The sequence below is a fragment of the Mesorhizobium sp. P2_B5 genome, from assembly GCF_056404775.1.
The window spans coordinates 144,698-162,593 of sequence record NZ_JBFUDJ010000012.1; the positions used below are offsets into that span (position 1 = coordinate 144,698).

Annotated in this window: 15 protein-coding genes and 1 pseudogene; 3 read left to right on the forward strand and 13 right to left on the reverse strand. The window is 61.5% G+C overall.

The window, feature by feature from the left end:
• Window positions 1–35 precede the first annotated feature (35 nt).
• From AC1D1N_RS27890 to AC1D1N_RS27920, 7 genes are all read right to left on the reverse strand, one after another.
• On the reverse strand, window positions 36–848 hold the full coding sequence (locus tag AC1D1N_RS27890) for an SDR family NAD(P)-dependent oxidoreductase (protein ID WP_477352365.1): 813 nt from the start codon (window positions 846–848) through the stop codon (window positions 36–38).
• Window positions 848–1,864 carry a sugar phosphate isomerase/epimerase family protein gene (locus AC1D1N_RS27895; RefSeq protein ID WP_477352367.1) on the reverse strand — a complete coding sequence of 339 codons (1,017 nt, stop codon included), beginning with the start codon at window positions 1,862–1,864 and terminating at the stop codon, window positions 848–850. The genes AC1D1N_RS27890 and AC1D1N_RS27895 overlap by 1 nt, the downstream gene beginning before the upstream one ends.
• On the reverse strand, window positions 1,861–2,625 hold the full coding sequence (locus tag AC1D1N_RS27900) for an SDR family NAD(P)-dependent oxidoreductase (protein WP_477352369.1): 765 nt from the start codon (window positions 2,623–2,625) through the stop codon (window positions 1,861–1,863). The genes AC1D1N_RS27895 and AC1D1N_RS27900 overlap by 4 nt, the downstream gene beginning before the upstream one ends.
• Window positions 2,626–2,654: 29 nt before the next feature.
• Window positions 2,655–3,761: an ABC transporter ATP-binding protein gene (locus AC1D1N_RS27905; protein WP_477352371.1), complete on the reverse strand. Its 1,107-nt coding sequence runs from the start codon at window positions 3,759–3,761 to the stop codon at window positions 2,655–2,657.
• An 82-nt stretch (window positions 3,762–3,843) separates the two neighbouring features.
• Window positions 3,844–4,749, reverse strand: a complete 906-nt coding sequence (locus AC1D1N_RS27910) for a carbohydrate ABC transporter permease (protein ID WP_477352373.1) — start codon at window positions 4,747–4,749, stop codon at window positions 3,844–3,846.
• Window positions 4,742–5,677 (reverse strand): carbohydrate ABC transporter permease, encoded by a 936-nt coding sequence (locus AC1D1N_RS27915; protein ID WP_112561838.1) that lies wholly within the window; start codon window positions 5,675–5,677, stop codon window positions 4,742–4,744. Before AC1D1N_RS27915 ends, AC1D1N_RS27910 begins: the two co-directional genes overlap by 8 nt.
• A 77-nt stretch (window positions 5,678–5,754) precedes the next feature.
• On the reverse strand, window positions 5,755–7,023 hold the full coding sequence (locus tag AC1D1N_RS27920; RefSeq protein WP_477352375.1) for an ABC transporter substrate-binding protein: 1,269 nt from the start codon (window positions 7,021–7,023) through the stop codon (window positions 5,755–5,757).
• Window positions 7,024–7,168: 145 nt separating this feature from the next.
• Here AC1D1N_RS27920 and AC1D1N_RS27925 point away from each other — a divergent pair, with 145 nt between their 5' ends.
• The gene (locus AC1D1N_RS27925; RefSeq protein ID WP_203280668.1) at window positions 7,169–8,374 is read left to right on the forward strand and encodes an ROK family transcriptional regulator; all 1,206 of its coding nucleotides are present in this window, start codon (window positions 7,169–7,171) and stop codon (window positions 8,372–8,374) included.
• A gap of 267 nt (window positions 8,375–8,641) precedes the next feature.
• Here AC1D1N_RS27925 and AC1D1N_RS27930 read toward each other — a convergent pair whose 3' ends face one another.
• From AC1D1N_RS27930 to AC1D1N_RS27955, 6 genes and pseudogenes are all read right to left on the reverse strand, one after another.
• Window positions 8,642–9,397, reverse strand: a complete 756-nt coding sequence (locus AC1D1N_RS27930) for an alpha/beta fold hydrolase (protein WP_477352414.1) — start codon at window positions 9,395–9,397, stop codon at window positions 8,642–8,644.
• A 506-nt stretch (window positions 9,398–9,903) separates the two neighbouring features.
• Window positions 9,904–10,020, reverse strand: a pseudogene (locus AC1D1N_RS27935) (short-chain dehydrogenase); the annotation flags it as partial.
• Window positions 10,021–10,096: 76 nt separating this feature from the next.
• Window positions 10,097–10,768, reverse strand: coding sequence for a VOC family protein (locus AC1D1N_RS27940; RefSeq protein WP_477352378.1), 672 nt, complete (start codon window positions 10,766–10,768; stop codon window positions 10,097–10,099).
• Between the two features lie 125 nt (window positions 10,769–10,893).
• A complete protein-coding gene (locus tag AC1D1N_RS27945; protein ID WP_477352380.1) occupies window positions 10,894–12,180 on the reverse strand; it encodes an epoxide hydrolase family protein in 1,287 nt (428 codons plus the stop codon).
• 125 nt (window positions 12,181–12,305) lie between these two features.
• Entirely contained in the window at window positions 12,306–15,179 is a 2,874-nt protein-coding gene (locus tag AC1D1N_RS27950) for an ATP-binding protein (RefSeq protein WP_477352382.1), read from the reverse strand.
• A 224-nt stretch (window positions 15,180–15,403) separates the two neighbouring features.
• Window positions 15,404–16,444: an aminopeptidase gene (locus AC1D1N_RS27955; RefSeq protein ID WP_477352416.1), complete on the reverse strand. Its 1,041-nt coding sequence runs from the start codon at window positions 16,442–16,444 to the stop codon at window positions 15,404–15,406.
• 245 nt (window positions 16,445–16,689) lie between these two features.
• On the opposite strand from AC1D1N_RS27955, the gene AC1D1N_RS27960 reads away from it, so the two are divergent.
• Complete coding sequence (locus AC1D1N_RS27960) at window positions 16,690–16,920, forward strand: hypothetical protein (protein WP_112561833.1); 231 nt, start codon at window positions 16,690–16,692, stop codon at window positions 16,918–16,920.
• A gap of 306 nt (window positions 16,921–17,226) precedes the next feature.
• Window positions 17,227–17,892 carry a hypothetical protein gene (locus AC1D1N_RS27965; RefSeq protein WP_112561868.1) on the forward strand — a complete coding sequence of 222 codons (666 nt, stop codon included), beginning with the start codon at window positions 17,227–17,229 and terminating at the stop codon, window positions 17,890–17,892.
• The last annotated feature ends 4 nt before the right edge of the window (window positions 17,893–17,896 follow it).

Here is a 17,896-nt window from a genome sequence, read left to right on the forward strand (position 1 = left end):
CGTCCTCAACGGCCAGCCGGCGGCACCGCCACCCTTCACCCCGGAAAGATCGTAAACCCGCCGTCGACGCGGATGACCTGGCCGTTGATGAAGCGCGCGCGGGGGCCGGCGAGGAAGGCCACGGCCTCGGCGATCTCTTCCGGCTCGGCATAGCGGTTCAGCGATTTCCGGCTCGAATCCATGCGCTCCGGATCGACCACGCGGGTCGCCTGGAACCGTGCCGTCTTGGTGGCGCCGGGGCTGACCGCATTGATGCGCACGCCGTCGTCGATCAGTTCCTTGGCGAGGCAGCGCGTGTAATGCACGACCGCGGCCTTCAAGGTGGAGTAGACGACCTCGGGCGAGCAGCCGAGATGTGCCGCCGCCGACGCGATGTTGATGACGGAGCCGCCACCGCGCTGCTTCATGGGCGGCACGAAAGCCTGGCAGACCAGCATCGTACCGATCAGGTTGTTCTCGGTGAGCACGCGTATGTCGGCCAGTTCGATGTCGAGGGCGTTGTTGGGGTTCGGCTTGCCGCCCTTGGCGCCGATGTCGCCGCCGGCGCAATTGACCAGCACATGCACGTCGCCGAGATCGGCTTCGATCTTGCGCTTCATCTCGGCCACCGCCTTCTGGTCACCGATGTTGCCGGTCACCGAAGTGACCTTCGTGCCATGCCGCTTCAGGCGCTCGACCACTTCGCCGAGATTGGCGAACTCGCCATATTTGGCCGGCGCTGTTTCGTCCATGTCGTGGATCGCGACATTGGCGCCGAGTTCCGCCAGGCGCTCGGCCATCACGCGGCCGAGGCCACGGCCGGAGCCGGTTACGAAGGCGGTCAATCCATCGAGTTCACGTGCCGTCATCAGATCTTCTCCATCAAACCAAGGTTGCGCATGTTGGCGGCGCTGCGCCGGATCATGTCGAGCTCATAGGAAACCAGGGTACCGTCGTCCTCGCGCTCCCAGGGCGTGCGGTAGTCGGCATCGTCGGGCAGCCGGTTGCGCTGGGCTGCCGCCAAGCAGGCGGCAAATTCGCGCGCCGTCTTCTCGGGATAGCCGTGCCACCAGTCGTCGCTGAGGAAGCGGACATGCCGCGCCTCCAACGCGCCCGGTTCAAGGACGGCGGTCATGTGGTCGTGGTGTTGGCCGAGGATGGCAAACAGCTCGGCAAACGGCACCGCGCCGTCGCCGATGGCGCAACGGATCAGCCGGTAGCCTTCGCTCGTGAACTGCACGCGGTAATCCTTGAGGTGGACATGGCGGACATAAGGGGCGATCCGCCGCGAAAAATCGAGCGGCGCTTCGCCGACAGGGAATGTGTTGCCGGTGTCGAAGGTGACGCCGACGCCGTCGCCGCCAAGCGCGCAGAAATCGACGAGCTCCTGGCTGGTGAAATCCTGGTGGTTTTCGATCGTAAGGGCATAACCTTCGGCATTCGCGCGGGCACCCCACTCCACCAATCGCTCTCGAATGATGCCGGCGTACTCGCTCCATCTCTCGCCGGCGGCGTTGCGGTCGCCACACAGAACCGGCGTCAGCGCCGTTCGGATGATCTTGGCCCTGAGCAGGCGTGCGGCCCGAAATGCGTCGTCGAGCGGTTCGCCCACCAGAAGGCCGCCGCTGACGATCGGCGTGATCCCGAGGCCGGCGAGCCTTTCGCGCAGCGCGATCACCGCGTCGTCGGAAAGCTCGCTCAGCCATGGCACCCAGATCTCCAGCACCCGTGCGCCGAGTTCGGTCGCCAGCGCGATGAAACCTTCCAGCCCCGCCGGCCTGGGGTTGGCGCGTGGCGTGCCGCGACCCTGGAGGCCGAGATGATAAGTCAGGCCGTAGGGGTTCAGGCCGACCTCGAGCATGAAGCGATCCTTTGGTTGGGTCATCGCAGGCCGGCATCCACGGTGATCGACTGCTTGGTGATCATGCGGCTGTCGTCGGCGGCGAGGAACAGCACCGTGCGCGCGATCTCGTCGCCGAGCAGAACCCTGCGGATCATCTGGCGCTGCACGACCTGGTCGACCGACGCCTGCGTCTTGAACCAGAGCTGCCGTTGCCGGTCGGTGATGACGGCGCCCGGCTCGATGGCGTTGACGCGGATGTTGTCGGGGCCAAACGCCTGCGCCAGCGCGAAGGTCAAGCCGACCACCGCGGCCTTGGCCGCCGCATAGGGCGCCATCTGTGCCGCGCCGGAACGCCAGGCGATCGAGGAAAAATTGACGATCGAACCAAAGCCCAATTCCTTCATGTGCGGATGCACTGCCTGGGCGGCAAAGAAGTGGTGCCTGAGGTTCACGTCCTGGGCGTGGTCCCAGGTTGCCTGCGTGATGTCGGCAACCGGGTGGCGATTGTCGTCGGCGGCGTTGTTGACCAGCACCGCGACAGGTCCCAGCCGCTCGCGCACCGTACCGATCGCAGCCTGGAGGGCGGGGATATCGGTCACGTCGCAGCGCAGGAACAGCGGCGCGTGCGGTGCCGCGGCGAGTTCGCGCGCGAGCGCCTCGCCGGCCTCCTGCTGCAGATCGATAAACGCGACGCGCGCGCCATTGGCTGCGAAGGCGCGGACCGTGTCGGCGCCGATGCCCGACGCGCCGCCGGTGATCAGCACGACACGCTCAGTCAGGCTCGGATAAGTGGCAAAAGACAAGGCGGAACTCTCTTCGGATCAGGCGTCGGTCAGATCAGGCGTTGGGTCGTCGGGTCGAACAGGCAGGCACGCGCCATGTCGATGCCAAGCGTCACCGTCTCACCCATGCCTGGCGTGCCGTCGGGGTCGAAGCGACCGGTGATCTCCTTGCCGCCCAGGCGCAGAACGGCCATGGTCTCGGCACCCGTCGGCTCGACCAGTTCGACCACGGCATCGATTTGCGCGATGCCTGGCTTGCGGCGCGCAAGATCGGGATCGAACCGGTAGATGTGCTCCGGCCGGATGCCGAGAATGAGCTGTCGCGGCGTATCGGATGGAAGGGCCTGGACGATCGGCAGGCTGGCCGTCTTGCCGTCGGCGGTCTGCAAGGCAACAGCGGGGCGGCCGCCTTCTTCGCCGAGTTCAGCCGGCAGGAAATTCATCGCCGGCGAACCCATGAAGCCGGCGACGAACATGTTGGCCGGACGGTTGTAGATCGTGGCCGGCTCATCGAATTGCTGGACCTCGCCCTGATGCATCACGGCGATGCGCGATGCGAGCGTCATCGCCTCGACCTGATCATGGGTGACGTAGACCGTCGTCTTGCCGACGCGGTGATGCAGCTTCTTGATTTCGGTGCGCATGTCGACGCGCAGCTTGGCGTCGAGATTGGAAAGCGGCTCGTCGAACAGGAACAGTTTCGGGTCACGCACCAGCGCCCGGCCCATCGCGACGCGCTGGCGCTGGCCGCCTGAGAGCTGTCCGGGCTTGCGCCCAAGCAGCGGCTCGATCTGCAGGAAGGCGGCAACTCGCTTGACGGCCTCGTCCTGCTGCGGCTTCGGCACGCGGCGGCTTTCCATGCCGAAGGTGATGTTCTCGCGCACCGTCATCGTCGGGTAAAGCGCGTAGGACTGGAACACCATGGCGATGTCGCGGTCCTTCGGCGCAACCGAATTGACCAGCCTTCCGTCGATGCGGATCTCGCCGGAGGTAACAGATTCCAGCCCGGCGATCATCGCCAGCAGGGTGGACTTGCCGCAGCCGGAAGGCCCCACCAGCGCGATGAACTCGCCGTTCTGCGCCTCGAGATCGATGCCCTTCAGCACCTCGACCGCGCCGAAGTTCTTGCGCAGGGATCGGATGGTCAATGTCGACATGCAATGCCCTTCTTGGCGGACGGGACGATCGGCGACAGGAGACAGGCTCCGCTCACTTGATTGCGCCTCACTTGATTGCGCCTCATTTGATCGCACCCTGGGTCAGGCCGCGGACGAAATACTTGCCGCCGAAGAGATAGATCAGCAGCGGCGGCAGCGCGCCGATCAGCACGGCGGCGCTCATGACATCATAGGCGCGTACATTGGTGCCGCTTGCCGTCAGCGCGACGAGCGCGGCGGTGATCGGCTGTTGCTGCCCGGAGGTGAAGACGACACCGAACAGATATTCGTTCCAGATGCCGGTGAACTGCCAGATCACCGTGACGATCAGGATCGGTGAGGAGAGCGGCAGAATGATCTTGCGGAAGATGCGCCAGAAGCCTGCGCCGTCGATGCGCGCCGCCTTGATCAGATCGTCGGGGATGCTGACGTAGTAGTTGCGGCAAAACAGGGTGGTGAACGAAATGCCCTGGATGACGTGGATGAGGACGAGCCCGTAGACCGAATTGCTAAGCCCCAGATTGCCGAGGATGAACGCCCACGGCATCAACGAAATCTGGCCCGGAATGAAGACGCCGAGCAGCATGCAGGTGAACAGCGCTTCCGAACCCTTGAAACGCCATTTCGACAGGATGTAACCGTTCATCGCGCCGACCGCTGTCGAGATGATCGTCGCCGGGATCGTCATTTTCAGAGAGTTGTAGAAGTTGCGCTGCATGCCCTCGCAGGTGCCGCCGATGCAATAGGTGCTCCAGGCCTGGCCCCAGGCGTCGAGGCGGAAGCTGCGTGGCAGCGAGATCAGCCCGTTGCGCGCGATCTCCTGCTGATCGCGGAATGAATTCAGCGCCACGACCAGCAACGGGATCAGGTAGATCGCCGCGAAGACAACCAGCAGCCCATAGATGACGAGGCGGGTGAGGAAATGCCTCCGCGCCGCAACCGTGGCGGCGCGACGATCGAGCGACTGGTCCAGTGAGACGTCAGCCATGGCCGGCTTCCTTGCGCCGCCGCCAGACCACCCAGAACGAATAGGGCACCAGCACCACGGCAAGAGCGGCAAGCATCATGATGGCCGCCGCCGCACCTTCGCCGATCTGGCCGCGTTGGAACATCAGGTCATAGACGTAGATGGCGGGGAAGGTGGTCGAGATTCCCGGGCCGCCCTTGGTGAGGGCAGCCACCAGGTCGAAGGTCTTGATGGCGAACTGGATCTGGATGACGGCGACCGCCAGGAAGATCGGCGCAATCGTCGGCAGAAGCACTTTGCGATAGATGCGGAAGGTCGATGCGCCGTCGATCTGCGCCGCCTTTACGAGATCCTGATCCACCGAGCGCAGACCGGCCAGGAACAGCGCCATGGCAAAGCCAGAGGCTTGCCAGACGCCGGTGATGATCACAGCGTAGATCGCATAGTGCCGGTCGCTGGCGAGTGCGAAACTGAAGCTCGTCCAGCCGAAACCACGCACCATCGCCTGGATGCCGTCGACCGGGTTGTAGAGCCAGCTCCAGACCGTGCCGGTGACGATGAAGGAGACGGCCAGCGGATAGAGGAAGATCGTGCGCCAGGCCGCTTCGCCGCGCACGCGCTGGTCGATCAGGATCGCCAGCAGCAATCCCACGGCCATCGAGCCGACAATGTAGAAACCGCTGAACAAGAACAGGTTGTTGTAGGCGATGTTCCAGCGCCGGTTCGCCCACAGCGACGCGTAGTTGTCCAGGCCGACGAAGCCGTAGGTCGGCAGCAGCGAGGAGTTCGAGAGCGAGATGTAGAGCGTCCAGCCGGTGAAGACGAAGACGTAGACGAAGCTCGCCACCAGCGAGGGGCCGAGCACCAGCAAGGGCATCGCGGAGCCCAGCCGCTCCCGCCAGGGGCGGGCGGGGGCCGGGACCGACAGGATCAGGTCGTGATTTGACATTCAGAGTATGGGACTGGCAGGGACTGGGATGGCGGATGGCCGGGTGCGGATAGACATTGCGCCCGGCCGTTCCCCGTCTATTTCTGTGCTTCGGCCGCGTCGGCCATCGCATTGGCGCCGTCCTCGGCTGACATGTCGGGCGTCGCCACGAACTCGGTGATGGAGTCCATGATCGCGCCGCGCATCTTCTGCGGGATGGTCATGTTGTGCGCCATCGAGCGCACCAGCGTGCCTTCCTTGATCGACGCCTGCAGATCCTTCTGCGACAGCTGCTGGCATGGATTGAAGCCCTTCGACAGATCGATATCCAGGCGTGAGGGGATCGAGCCCTTGGCCTGGTTGAAGACCGTCTGGAAGTCGGGCGACAGGATCAGGCTGGCAAGCAGCTTCTGGCCGTCGATGTAATCCTGGTCCTTCTGCTTGAAGAACACCACCGAGTCCGAGTTGAGGATGAAGCCGGGTTTCCCCCAATCGGTCGGCGCTTGGGCGCAGACATAGTCGGTGCCTTCCTTGAAGCCGGCGGCGGTCAAAAGGCCGATCGTCCAGTCGCCCATGATGTGGAACGCCGCGTCGCCCTTGCCGACGAGCGCCGACATCGAATCCCAGTCGCGGCCGACCATGCCAGGATCCATGTACTTGCTCGTCATCAGGCGCATCTGCTCGAAGGCCTTGACCATCCCCGGGCTGCGCATGGCTTCGACATCGCCTTCGACGAAGGCCTTGCGATAGAGATCGATGTCCTGGCCGTAGAGCACGACCTCGAACACCGTCGAATCCGTCCAGTCGGCGGTCGAATGCGAGATGCAGATCTTGCCTGAGGCGACGATCTTGTCACAGGCCGCATTGAACTCGGCCCAGGTCTTGGGCATTTCCGCCACGCCGGCCGCCTGCATGACCTTCGGCGAGGCCCAGAGCCAGTTGATGCGGTGGATGTTCATGGGAGCGGCGACCCATTTGCCGGTTGGTTTCATCACCGGCAGCAATTCCGGCGCGACCACTTTCTCCCATCCTTCCGAGGCTGCCAGCTCGTCGAGATCGGCGGTCATGCCGGTCTCGTTCCACTCGGCGATTTCCGGGCCTTTGAGCTGCACGGCAGGCGGGGCATTGCCGGCGATCACGTCGGCACGCAGCTTGGCCAGCGTATTGGCCGTATGACCGGCGATCGAGGTCTGTTCCCATTTACCGCCCTTGGCGGTGAACATCTCGCCGAGCTTGGCGATCGCCTGCGCGTCCGATCCGGTCGCCCATTGGTGCAAAAGGTTCGTCTTGGGCTCGGCGAAGGCCGCCCCGGCGACAAGGGTGCACGCAGCAGCGGCGACCGCGAAGGCGGTCATAACGGATTTCATGGTTTCACTCCCACATATGGTTGCACGGTTCGTATCGACCGCTTATGGCCGCGGTTTGAAGCCGCTGCCGGCGAGATGCGTTAATCTCGAGTTCTTTCCAAGATGACATATTGGAGCTATCAGTCAACGATGTTTATGTTGATCCATGACAAAACCTTCGCTTAGAACCTGGCTGATCGACCGACCGTCCGCGTCGCCGGAGAGCATGATCGTGCGCTGCCTGAGCGAGCGCGGCGTACTCTCGGCGTCGCAGATCGCACGCGTCACCGGTCTGGCGCGCTCAACGGTCTCAACCGCGCTCAACGGCTTGAGAAGGTCGGGGATGGTGATCGAAGCTCCGACCAGCAGCGCTGGCATCAGAGGTATCGGCAGGCCAGCCGCGGCCGTTACGCTCAATCCGACAGCAGGCACCTGCGTCGGAATTCACCTAGCTCTTCAGCAGATACGGCTCATCGTCGCCGATGTCTCGCATTCCGTCATTGCCGAACAAACTATACCGATGGATCTCGACTACCAGCCGCAACAGGCGGCCCAGATGGTCAAATCGGCAATTGCCCAATCTTACAAGGAAAACGGTCTGCCGGTGGCGGGGCTCCTGGGGGTTGGGGTTTCCGTCTCCGGCCCTGTCAGCCGCGATGGAGTGGTGCTGCGCGCGAGCATGGTTCCAACATGGGCCGGCGTCAACATACGAGATGTGTTCGGACCCGTCCTGGAACAGCCGATCTTCGCCGACAATGAGAGCAACTGCTCGGCCATTGCGGAGCTGATGTGGGGCGCGGCCGTCGGCCAGGACGATTTCGTGCTGTTCAAGATCGATCTGGGTGTCGGCGGGGCCATTGTACAGCATGGCCGGCTGGTGACGGGCATCGCCGGCGGCGCCGGCGAATTCGGGCATATCAGCATCGATCCCGGCGGCGATCTCTGCCGGTGCGGCAATCGCGGATGCCTGGAGCTCTATGCGAGTTTTGCGCGGCCGCTGGAACAGATTTCGCGTGTCGTGGGGCGGCAAGTCACAATGGACGATGTCATCACCATGGCCGAAGAGGGCGACGTCAGGGCACTGCGGATGATCGAGGATACCGCCGAGATCGCCGGCCGGGGTCTCGGCCTGATCGGCTCGGTGCTCAATCCGCCGCTTATCATCATCGGCGGCCACATGGCTTTGGCTGGCGACATTCTGCTGACGCCGCTGATCGCCTCCTATGAACGCCACACGCTCATCAAGTCCCGCGATATCGCTCCGGCCCTGCGCACGCGCATCATCGTTGGCAAGCACACCGAAAACGATTCACTGCTGGGCGCGGTCGGCCTCGTGCTGAGACACCAGACGAAGGAACTGTCGCTCGGTTGAGGGGTAGGGACAGGCGCTTGTGCCAGGGCGTATTGACTGACGGGGGGCTGCGGATAGGGGGCTGCTGATACGGCAAGTCCCAAGAGATGCGGTGAATGGCCGCTTCGCGCCTCAAGGCGGCCATGCGGGTGAGTTTCTGCGCTTATCCAAAAAGCGGACGACTTTTTCACATACCGATGTGCCGGCGGAGGCAGTCTGTTTCCCAAGCACACGTATTCGCCGTCGTTCTGCGCGGCGAATACGTAGCCGTAGCGAAACACGCCCCGGTCATCGGATCTTTGCCGATACCTCGCGTGATGCCTGATCAATCGTATCAGCGATGATTTTAGGCTGGGTCACGAAGAGCGCGTGGCTAGCTGACACTTTCGTAACCTTTGCGCCGATGCGTTCCGCCATGTGCAGCAACATGGCCTGATCGAATGCCTTGTCCTCAGTGGCGATAACAGCCCAGCTTGGCTTCGACCGCCACGCCGCATTCTTTAGCTTCGTGCCAAAGGCCGACATGTTGATCGGGACCTGCGAATCTCTCATGAAGATCACGTCTTTGTCGCTCACATCGTGAGCGAAGCCGGATTTGAAGTTTTCTGGCTTCACGTAGCCGAAACCGTCAACTGTGGTCTCGACGACGAACTCGGTAGCTGGCGCGAAACCTTCATATTGCTGGGCAGATGATTCACCTGCATCGGGCGATAGGGCCGAGATGTAGACGAGCCCAGTGACTTTCGGGTCAACGCCGACCTCGGTAATCACTGTGCCGCCCCACGAATGCCCGACGAGGAGCGTTGGGCCATCCTGTCGGTCGAGAGCACGCTTAGTCGCTGCGACATCGTCCGCAAGCGACGTCAGAGGGTTCTGAACGATCGTGACGCGATAGCCGCGCTGAGTGAGCTCGTCGTAAACGCCGCGCCAGCCGGAACCGTCGGCGAACGCTCCATGCACCAATACGACGTTCTTGACAGATTGTGCGCCGGGGATGCGGTCTGCGGCCTGGGAAGGCAAAGTTGAGGCGAGGGCGGCCGCCATCGCGGTCGCGGCGAGGAGGCTTTTCGATGCGGTCATTGAAGGTTCCTTTCTGATTTTCGGAAAAAGACGAATTTGGTCGATTCGGCTCTTGAAGAGTGCACCTCCGACTGTTTGCGTACGCTCACAACAGATACGCACGCAAAAGGGTTGATGCCTCGTCGCCAGGCGCAGGTCGAAAGGGCGGGTGAGGGAACTGGAAAGCCTACGGTGCCATAGGCGGATACTTGGTTCGGCTGGGGCTCAGGTTGCACTTAGTCGTAGATGGGTGGACGTCACAGGGCTCGTTCGAATGTTTCGGAAAGCGACATTCCGTAGACCTCCATTGCGACTCTCAATCACCAAAATGTATGCGAAACGTGGAGAAAGGTGCTATCTAATTTGATTAATAATTTTATTAAGATCAGCAGATTTTAAATCCTCTGAGAGATATTGTCGTATAATTTTTGCAAATTATGGAAGAATCTTCCATACTCATTCTGAACCGTGCCGACATTGAGGTTCTCCGCGAGGGCGCCCTGTATCGACGTTACATGGATCACGACACCGCTGCCGAGTGCCACCATCTCAGGCACGAACTCCCGATCGAGCCGCACTGCGGGCAGCAAGTTCAGTCCAAGCTCCCGCAGGCAACTTTGTGGCAGAGGCGGCCGTTGTGAGAGCCACGCCGCTCCTTTGGTTCAAACCGACCGACAGCCCGCTCTATAGAGGCAGCTCCTTGCCCGCGTGCTCCGCCGCCATGTGCTCAGCGTACCAGTCCGGCCAATTCTCATCACGCTGGCCGCCTGTCCGCTTCTCGTGCTCGCCATGGGCCACGGACGCACGCCGGAGCGCGGCCGCGAGCTCGGCCGACGAGCCAAATGTGGTTTCGCCGGTTTCGACGCGGCCGGGCGCTCGCGCAGTGACCTCCTGCAGCATCCAGATATTTCCAGCCGGATCGCTGAAGGATGCCCACGACAAGTAGCTGCGCCGTTCGGGGTCCGGACCGCTGACACGGCCTTCACTGCCGGCATAGTGGAACACTTCGCTCACGTCGACGCCGCGATCGGCAAGTTCGGCGCGCGCTACCTCAATGTCCGACACGACGAGCTCGCCAGCGCTTTTGAGGACATCGAGTTCGAGCCGGGCATAGGGTTCCGTTGTGGTCCTTGAGCCAAACACTACCGAACACGGGGAGCCCGGAGGCGTAAACTGGATGACACGAAATCCGTCGCCTGTGAGGTCGGCGTCCAGTCGCCAGCCCAAACCGCTATAGAAGTGCTTGGCACGGTCGACGTCCGAAACGGGAATGACCGCGACCTCGAGCCTAATGTCTACGCCTCGCGCTGCGGGTGTTGCGATTGCGGCTTCGCCGCGTTGTGGAATTCTGTTCATGTCCATTTCCTCCGATTTTAGCGGTTTGTGAGTTCACGTGCGGCGGACCGGGGCGTGTGCCCGGTCCGTCTTGGAAGGAGAGCGGAGCGGCAGGCGCCCCGTTCGTCTCATATCGCCCGTTCATCTCATATCGATTGTCGAAGCGACCGGAACGCGGCGCGAAGCTCTTCGGTAAAGAGCTTCGGCTGTTCCCAGGCAGCAAAATGACCGCCCTTGTCGACCTTGTTGTAGTGGATGAGCTTGGGATACGCCCGTTCCGCCCAACTCCGCGGCGTCTGGTAGAGTTCGTCGGGGAAGACGCTTACGGCAACCGGAACGGAGACGCCCTTGGGACTGAAAAACGCGAGCTTATTCTCCCAATAGAGGCGACCTGACGAAACCCCTGTGTTGGTGAGCCAGAACAGCGTGACATTGTCGAGGACATCGTCCGGGGTGAGGCCTTCAGTCTGCCCATCGAACGAACGCGCGATCATCTGCAGACTGGCCATGTCGTGGTCGAGCAGGAAGGTGGCGAGGCCGATGGGCGAGTCCGCAAACCCGGTCAGTGTTTGCGGGCGCGTTGCCATCCAAAGGGCGTAGTAAACATGCTTGTAGAAGAAAACGAGCTGTTCGTACGTGCTTCTCTCCTCATCGGACAGACCGGACGGCGCCGGCGCACCGGCGAAAGATGCCTGGTCGATCTCTGCAGGAATTGCGCCGGGCATGTTGGTGTGAATGCCGAGCAGTTCCGGCGGCGCCTGCACGCCCATCTGCTCCGTGACGGTAGCGCCCCAGTCGCCACCCTGCGCGACAAAGTGCTTGTAGCCAACGCGCCGCATCAGCGTAGTCCATGCCTGCGCGATCCGTTCGGGACCCCAGCCGGTCGTCAGCGGTTTGCCGGAAAATCCATAGCCCGGCATCGACGGAATTACGATGTCGAAGGCATCCGATGCGCTGCCGCCATGCGCGGTGGGATTGGTCAGCGGCTCGATGATCTTGAGCTGCTCGATGATTGAACCTGGCCATCCGTGCGTGACGATGAGCGGCAGTGCGTTTTCATGCACCGAACGAACGTGGATGAAATGGATGTCCAGTCCGTCAATCTCGGTGACGAAGTGCGGATAGGCATTCATCCTCGCTTCCGCCTTCCGCCAGTCGTATTCGGTCTGCCAGTAACGCAGAAGCTGCTTGACCGTCTTAAGCGGTACGCCCTGCGAGTAATCGGTGACAGTTTCCTTGTCGGGTAACCGGGTCTGCGCTAGGCGTTGACGCAGGTCGGCCAGTTCTCCCTCTGAGGCACTGAAAGTAAAGGGGCGAATCGAGTCGGCCCCGGTTGCCGCATGTAGCGCAGAGGGAAGCGCGCTAACGGCCCCGGCTGCAACTGCGGTGGCAAGAAGTTCGCGCTGCGTGGGCGACACTGATGCTGATGACATGACATCCTCCTCTATTTTTCTATTTGTTCGGATGCGGTCACGCAGGTCGCATGCCGCAGAGGCATGTTCGCTCGGAGAGGAAGGAATTACGCGTTATGCGTTGTTAAGAGTCGTTACACTGGGGGTCAGCCCGGTGCATTTGCACTGTTCAATTCGGCGAGCAGGGCGCTCGCCGCATTTACATCCGCGGTTTGCACGCCTTCGCCGAACCGCTGAAGGAGCCGACCGAGCAAATCCCGGGCACGATCTGCCTGACCGTGTTGCTGCCAAATTCTGGCCAGCGGTATGGCTGCCCTCAACTCCCACGCCGTCGCCGATTGTTTACCTGCCCAGTAGATCGCTTGAAGCAGCGAGTCCTCAGCCGCACTCACATCGGGCGGAGAATATGCCAGGCGAATTTCGGCCCGCACACGCAGCAGATCAGGACGATCATACGTCTCGCCGGCCTGGTCCGCCAAGGCAATCGCCCGGTCGATTGTGGTTGCAGCCTCATCAAGCTGGCCGCTTCGCATCATGCCTTCGGCAAGCGCTCGCAAGAATGCCGTCGCAAGGATATTGAACCGTTCAGCGCTCAGCGTCGCAACAGCGTTCCGGAGCAATTGCGCGCCCTCGGCCGGCTCGCCTTGCAAGATCATGAGTTCGCCCCTCAAGGCAAGCCCCATGGCGTGATAAGGGGCCAGGGAATACTTCGCTGCATAAGCCAGAACACGTTCGACCCATTGCGCCGCGCGGTCAAAGTCGCCGCTCCAGAGGTAGACCGGCACAGTGTAAACAAGCGACATGCAAACCGCGACCGGGTGCTCACGTTTGGTTGCCTCCTCGACGGCCTGGTCCGCAGTTTTGAGCGCTCTCTCCGGCATGCCTCGCAACCACAAGGCTCGCGCCAGCGCTATCAGCGCGCGTATCCTGTGGTCGTAGCCGAAGAAGTCGACCTGGACGCTGCCGGCGTCTGCTTCCAGCTCCAGTCCACGCTCGCTGTGTCGCTGTGACGCCGCCTGGTTTCCGACCAGGTGATGTGAAACGCCGAGCATCCACTCGGCCATGATGATCCCTGACTGCTCCCCAAGCTCTGCCGCAACGAGGACGCTACGCTCAGCGCAGGCGAGGGCGCCGCGAAAGTCTCCGATCCGTGTGAGAAAGATGTTCAGTCCGGCCAGCAGATGTAGCTTGTACTGGCCGTCCCGCAGCGCCTCCGCCAGTCCGATGCCTCGCTCGATGGCCTTTCTGACGGCATCGCCGTTACCGCGTGTGAACATCGACGAGATCGCCAACGCTGCTTGAAGCGCCAATTCGCGCTCCGTTCCGCGATCTGCTTCTCCCAACGCGGACAAGCCCCGCTCGCACCACCGTTCGCACTCGCCCAGAAGCGAGAACCCCAAGAACAGAGGCGCCGCTCCGGCTGCAAGTTGGACACCGTTCTGGGCCTCGCCGCCGTCCGAAAAGCTCCACTCGAGTGCTGCTCGAATATTGCCCATGTGCGGCTCGTAAGCGGAGACGTCGCGGTTCCCGAACGCAGTCGCTCTTGTCGAGTCTGGTTTGAAGCGATCGGCATAGTGATGCGCATGTCGCCTCGACAGCACCGCGCCTTCGCCGGTTTCGGCAAGCTTGGCTGCCGCATACACTCGACTGGTATCGAGGAGCCGGTGGTAAGTCGATCCCGCCAACTCGGACATCCTGATAAGCGACTTGTTGACCAGGCTCTCGACGGCGTCTGCCACTGCTGGCGCATCGGCTTCACCGTCCGACGCGATTGCTATGGCATCGTTGAGCGTGAAAGGGCCGACGAATACAGACAGCCGGCGCAAGATCGTCTGTTCGTACGGGGAGAGCAGGTTGTAGCTCCAGTCGAACATTGCCTGAAGCGTTTGATGACGTGGAATAGCGCTTCGCCGGCCATGCCATAGAAGCTTGAAGCGATCATCAAGCAGTTCGGCGGTTCCGCGAATTCCGTAGGTGCCAACGCGGCCGGCCGCGAGTTCGATTGCCAGTGCTATCCCGTCAAGCCGACGGCATATCGCCGCCAGGATCGGCGCGTCCGCATCGCTGAGTTCGGCACCAAGGCCGCCCGCGACGGCGCGTTCCATGAAGAGCTGCACAGCCGGCGCGGCAAGTGCCTGCGCAGCGGTTAACCCACTGTCTTCAGGCGGCCCTTCAAGGGGCGTCAGCAGATGCACATTCTCGCCCTCGACACGCAGGGCCTCGCGGCTGGTTGTCAGCAGGTGCATAAGAGGGATCTCGGCAAACAAACGCTCTGCCAGCACTGCGACGGCATCGATCACATGCTCGCAACTGTCCAGGACGAGAAGAGTCGGCTTGTCGACCAGAAAGGCAACCAGAGCAGAAACCGGGTCCTGTGTCGCATGACTGCTCAAACCCAACGTTGACGTCACAGCGCCGGGGACGAGGGATGCATCTCCCAGCGCGCCGAGATCGAGAAAATAGATCTGATCGGAAAACGCGCCGCGCAAGGAGTGGGCTATCGCAACCGCGACGGTCGTCTTACCCATGCCTCCCGGTCCGACCACATTGACGAACCGCCGCTCCGAAAGGAGAGAGGACAAGGCGGCAACTGTTTCTTCGCGCCCGATCATCCTTTCAAGTCGCGGCGGCAGCCTTTTGGGCCGATCGGCTCCTAAGCTGGGCGGGGTGGAGATCATGCGAGCGGAGCTCTGCACCGGTGCTACGAAACTGTAGCCCCGTCCGGCCACATTGGCGATGTATCGGTTGCCATCTTTCCCGTCACCCAAAGCCTTGCGAAGATTGGAGAGGTGTACCCGGAGACTTCCCTCCTCAACGATTACGTCGGGCCAGACACGCTTGAGCAGCTCCTTGCTGCTCAGGACTTCCCCGGCGTGCTCCACCAGTACGATGAGGATATCCAACGCCCGGCCGCCAATCGCGACAGGTTCCCCGCCTCTTGCGAGCAATCTCTCAGAAACGCTCAGGCGAAAAGGGCCGAAAGACGCAATCACGTCATGAGAAACGTTCTGATCGAGCATGGTGGATTCCGGTAGCTCGTGGCAGCCTTAGGGGCCGCGCTCAATGCGAGAAGAACATCTGCCTGCGAGACGGGCGCCGACCTTCCACGGGTTTATGGCGCACCTGAGCATATACGACATGCGCATTCCGGTGCAATCCGGCGAATTTCAACCAAGACCAGCCACGTAGGCTGTCACTGCATCTGATGCTCGTTTCGGACCATTCTCGGGGCCGGCTTTTCCGTTCAGCCACACCTATCCGCAGCCTTGAGCGCTTCGGCACGGGACGATTTGGGCAAATCCGCGATCCGTCGAACAGAGGCGTAAAACCTTGGATAATCGCCCGAACACAGGTCGAACAAGCGAAGAAAGGCCGGAACCTGGTCACCGTAGACGGCAGTCGCGGCAAGCTTTGCATTGTTGATCGGGGCAGCGAACCAGGCGTCGTATCCCCGGTATCCGGCCCAGTCTTTGTCGCGCATCTGCCGGTAGCGCATCCGCAGCCTGTCGATCGTGGCTGTTTTGGCAGCCGCCATCTGCTCCGGCGTGCGGGGACTTGCATAGACCTGCCTCAACTCGTCGCGCGTTTTCGACACCAGTCCGAGAAAATCGGCGCGGCGCTTGCGATCGGCTTCGTAGCGGCGCAATCCGGCCCGATCACCGGCGGCGCGGAGCCACTTCCTGACGCCGGTGGTTTCGACGGCAACGGCGAAAGCCTCGTTGAATGCGGAATCGCCATCCACATAGAGCCGCTGATGCGCCAGTTCATGAAAAACAAGGCTTGCCAGATAGGTGTCATCCTGACGCAGCATGGTGCTCAGCAGCGGGTCACTGGACCAGCCCAGCGTGGAATAGGCGGTGACGCCCGTGACATAGACGTCCAGCCCCTGCCCATGAAGCTCGACAGCGCTCTCGGTCGCCGATTTCCGCGAGAAGTAACCCCGGTATGGAACGCAGCCGAAGACCGGAAAGCACCATGTTCGTGGCGCGAGCGAGAATTGCGGCGCGGCAAAAACCGCCCAGGTCACCGCATCCCGGTGGATGTCGACATAGCTCCGGTAGCTGCTGTTGTCGGGCAGCGCCAGCTCATCTGTCGCAAACCATCTTATGGCGCGCGCCGACGTCAGCTTGGCGCGCAAGGACTCAGGCGTCGAAGGATCATGAATGAGTTTCCCGACATTCCTGCGCGCGGCCATGATCTGTACATGGCCCTCCAGCGACTGCGCGTAATAGGAAATGCTTGTGCAGCCGGTTACCCCGGACGCCATGATCGCCGCGGCAAGCATCCGAAGAACGCGCTTCACAGTCTGCCCACCCTTGCTCGTCGCCCCATGCAGCGATGTCTCGATCCCCCGCTCTCAAACAGGCGCACCGATTTTCGTCAAGCTCTACAGGGGCAGCGGGTCGGACTTTCGGCTTTGGCTGGGTTGGCAATGCGGCCATTCGCCTTCGATGGACGCAAGTCCACCGGTATCGGCGGAGCCGCGAATCTGTGTTAAGCCGCCGCTCAACCAACCAAAGGACGACAGCTGTGAGCGAACCCACCGTGGCCCAGGCGACCGAGAGCATCTATGCCTCGCTTCGGGCGGACAATGCCGACATCGACGCCCATATCGCGACGCTCAAGGCGGCGCTGGCTCGAGAAGGAATAAAACAGGCGGTGTTCGATCCGACCAAGTTGGCGCAGAACAACCGCCAGGGCCGCAAGTTGATGCAGGCATATTTTCGGCAACGCGGCGTGAGCGTAAGTTTTTCGGACTAGCAGAGCCGCGCGCGTCGACTAGCTGCCGGCCATAGCCCAGACCGGAAACTCCCACAGTATTGCCTTGTAATTGGCGAAGCGCTCCTTATCGAATAATATTGAGCGCAATATTGCAGTTGCCGCCGCCGCCATTTGAAATGGCCTGGTCCCAAACGTCCATTGCTGAGTCGGCGCGCGGCAATCGGCTGCCTCACGAATCAACTTAAGTCAAGAGATACCGACTTGCGAGCCGGGTATTTTGCTGACATGCTCTGTTTTTTATGGGGTTTTGCACCTTGGCAGGTGCTCAAATGGAAGGGCAAAAGCATGGCAAAGGAATCTACGAATACCGTTTCTTCGGAAAAGAAGGCGGACGCAAATCTGATAGGTAACGCAGAAGGAAACGGGCTGAACTTCCTGGGAGTCCAGGCTCGCGAGAACGGGGCCCCCGGCGACGCTGTAGGTGTCGACAAGATACGCGATCTGCTGTTCGGCAACCAGATGCAGGACTATGACCGCCGTTTTTCCAAGCTTGAAGAACGGGTCTTGCAGCGCTTCAAGGATGTCGAATCCGAGGCCAAGCGCAATCTCGAAATGTACGAGTCGAATGCAAAGAAGCAGATCGATTCGCTTGCGGGGCAATTGCGGAGCGAAAAAGACTCACGAGCCGATGCCGACAAGGAGATCGATCGGAATCTTCGCGAGCAAAACCAGGCCCTTGAAAAGCAGGTGCGCACGTTGTCGGATCAATTGAGCGCACTTGAGCGCGACGTTTCGGACCGGATAAATCGAAACGATCATTTGCTGCGTGAGGAAATCAAGCAGAAGAATGAAGGCGTTCAGATGCTGATCGAGAAGATGTTTGCCGATCTCAGCAACGTCAAGACCGACCGAAATCTTTTGGCCGGCCTGTTTGTCGAGGTTGCAAAATGTCTGAATCAGGATCCTGTCGGGAGCAAGAGCAACTCGGACCGTAGCTGGAAAGTGAGTTGATGGG

Excerpts from the sequence above, each read along its gene's own strand:
- AC1D1N_RS27890 (WP_477352365.1), bottom strand. The coding sequence starts at position 848 with ATGACGGCACGTGAACTCGATGGATTGACCGCCTTCGTAACCGGCTCC.
- AC1D1N_RS27895 (WP_477352367.1), bottom strand. The coding sequence starts at position 1,864 with ATGACCCAACCAAAGGATCGCTTCATGCTCGAGGTCGGCCTGAACCCC.
- AC1D1N_RS27905 (WP_477352371.1), bottom strand. The coding sequence starts at position 3,761 with ATGTCGACATTGACCATCCGATCCCTGCGCAAGAACTTCGGCGCGGTC.
- AC1D1N_RS27910 (WP_477352373.1), bottom strand. The coding sequence starts at position 4,749 with ATGGCTGACGTCTCACTGGACCAGTCGCTCGATCGTCGCGCCGCCACG.
- AC1D1N_RS27915 (WP_112561838.1), bottom strand. The coding sequence starts at position 5,677 with ATGTCAAATCACGACCTGATCCTGTCGGTCCCGGCCCCCGCCCGCCCC.
- AC1D1N_RS27920 (WP_477352375.1), bottom strand. The coding sequence starts at position 7,023 with ATGAAATCCGTTATGACCGCCTTCGCGGTCGCCGCTGCTGCGTGCACC.
- AC1D1N_RS27925 (WP_203280668.1), top strand. The coding sequence starts at position 7,169 with ATGACAAAACCTTCGCTTAGAACCTGGCTGATCGACCGACCGTCCGCG.
- AC1D1N_RS27930 (WP_477352414.1), bottom strand. The coding sequence starts at position 9,397 with ATGGCGGCCGCCCTCGCCTCAACTTTGCCTTCCCAGGCCGCAGACCGC.
- AC1D1N_RS27940 (WP_477352378.1), bottom strand. The coding sequence starts at position 10,768 with ATGAACAGAATTCCACAACGCGGCGAAGCCGCAATCGCAACACCCGCA.
- AC1D1N_RS27945 (WP_477352380.1), bottom strand. The coding sequence starts at position 12,180 with ATGTCATCAGCATCAGTGTCGCCCACGCAGCGCGAACTTCTTGCCACC.
- AC1D1N_RS27950 (WP_477352382.1), bottom strand. The coding sequence starts at position 15,179 with ATGCTCGATCAGAACGTTTCTCATGACGTGATTGCGTCTTTCGGCCCT.
- AC1D1N_RS27955 (WP_477352416.1), bottom strand. The coding sequence starts at position 16,444 with ATGCTTGCCGCGGCGATCATGGCGTCCGGGGTAACCGGCTGCACAAGC.
- AC1D1N_RS27965 (WP_112561868.1), top strand. The coding sequence starts at position 17,227 with ATGGCAAAGGAATCTACGAATACCGTTTCTTCGGAAAAGAAGGCGGAC.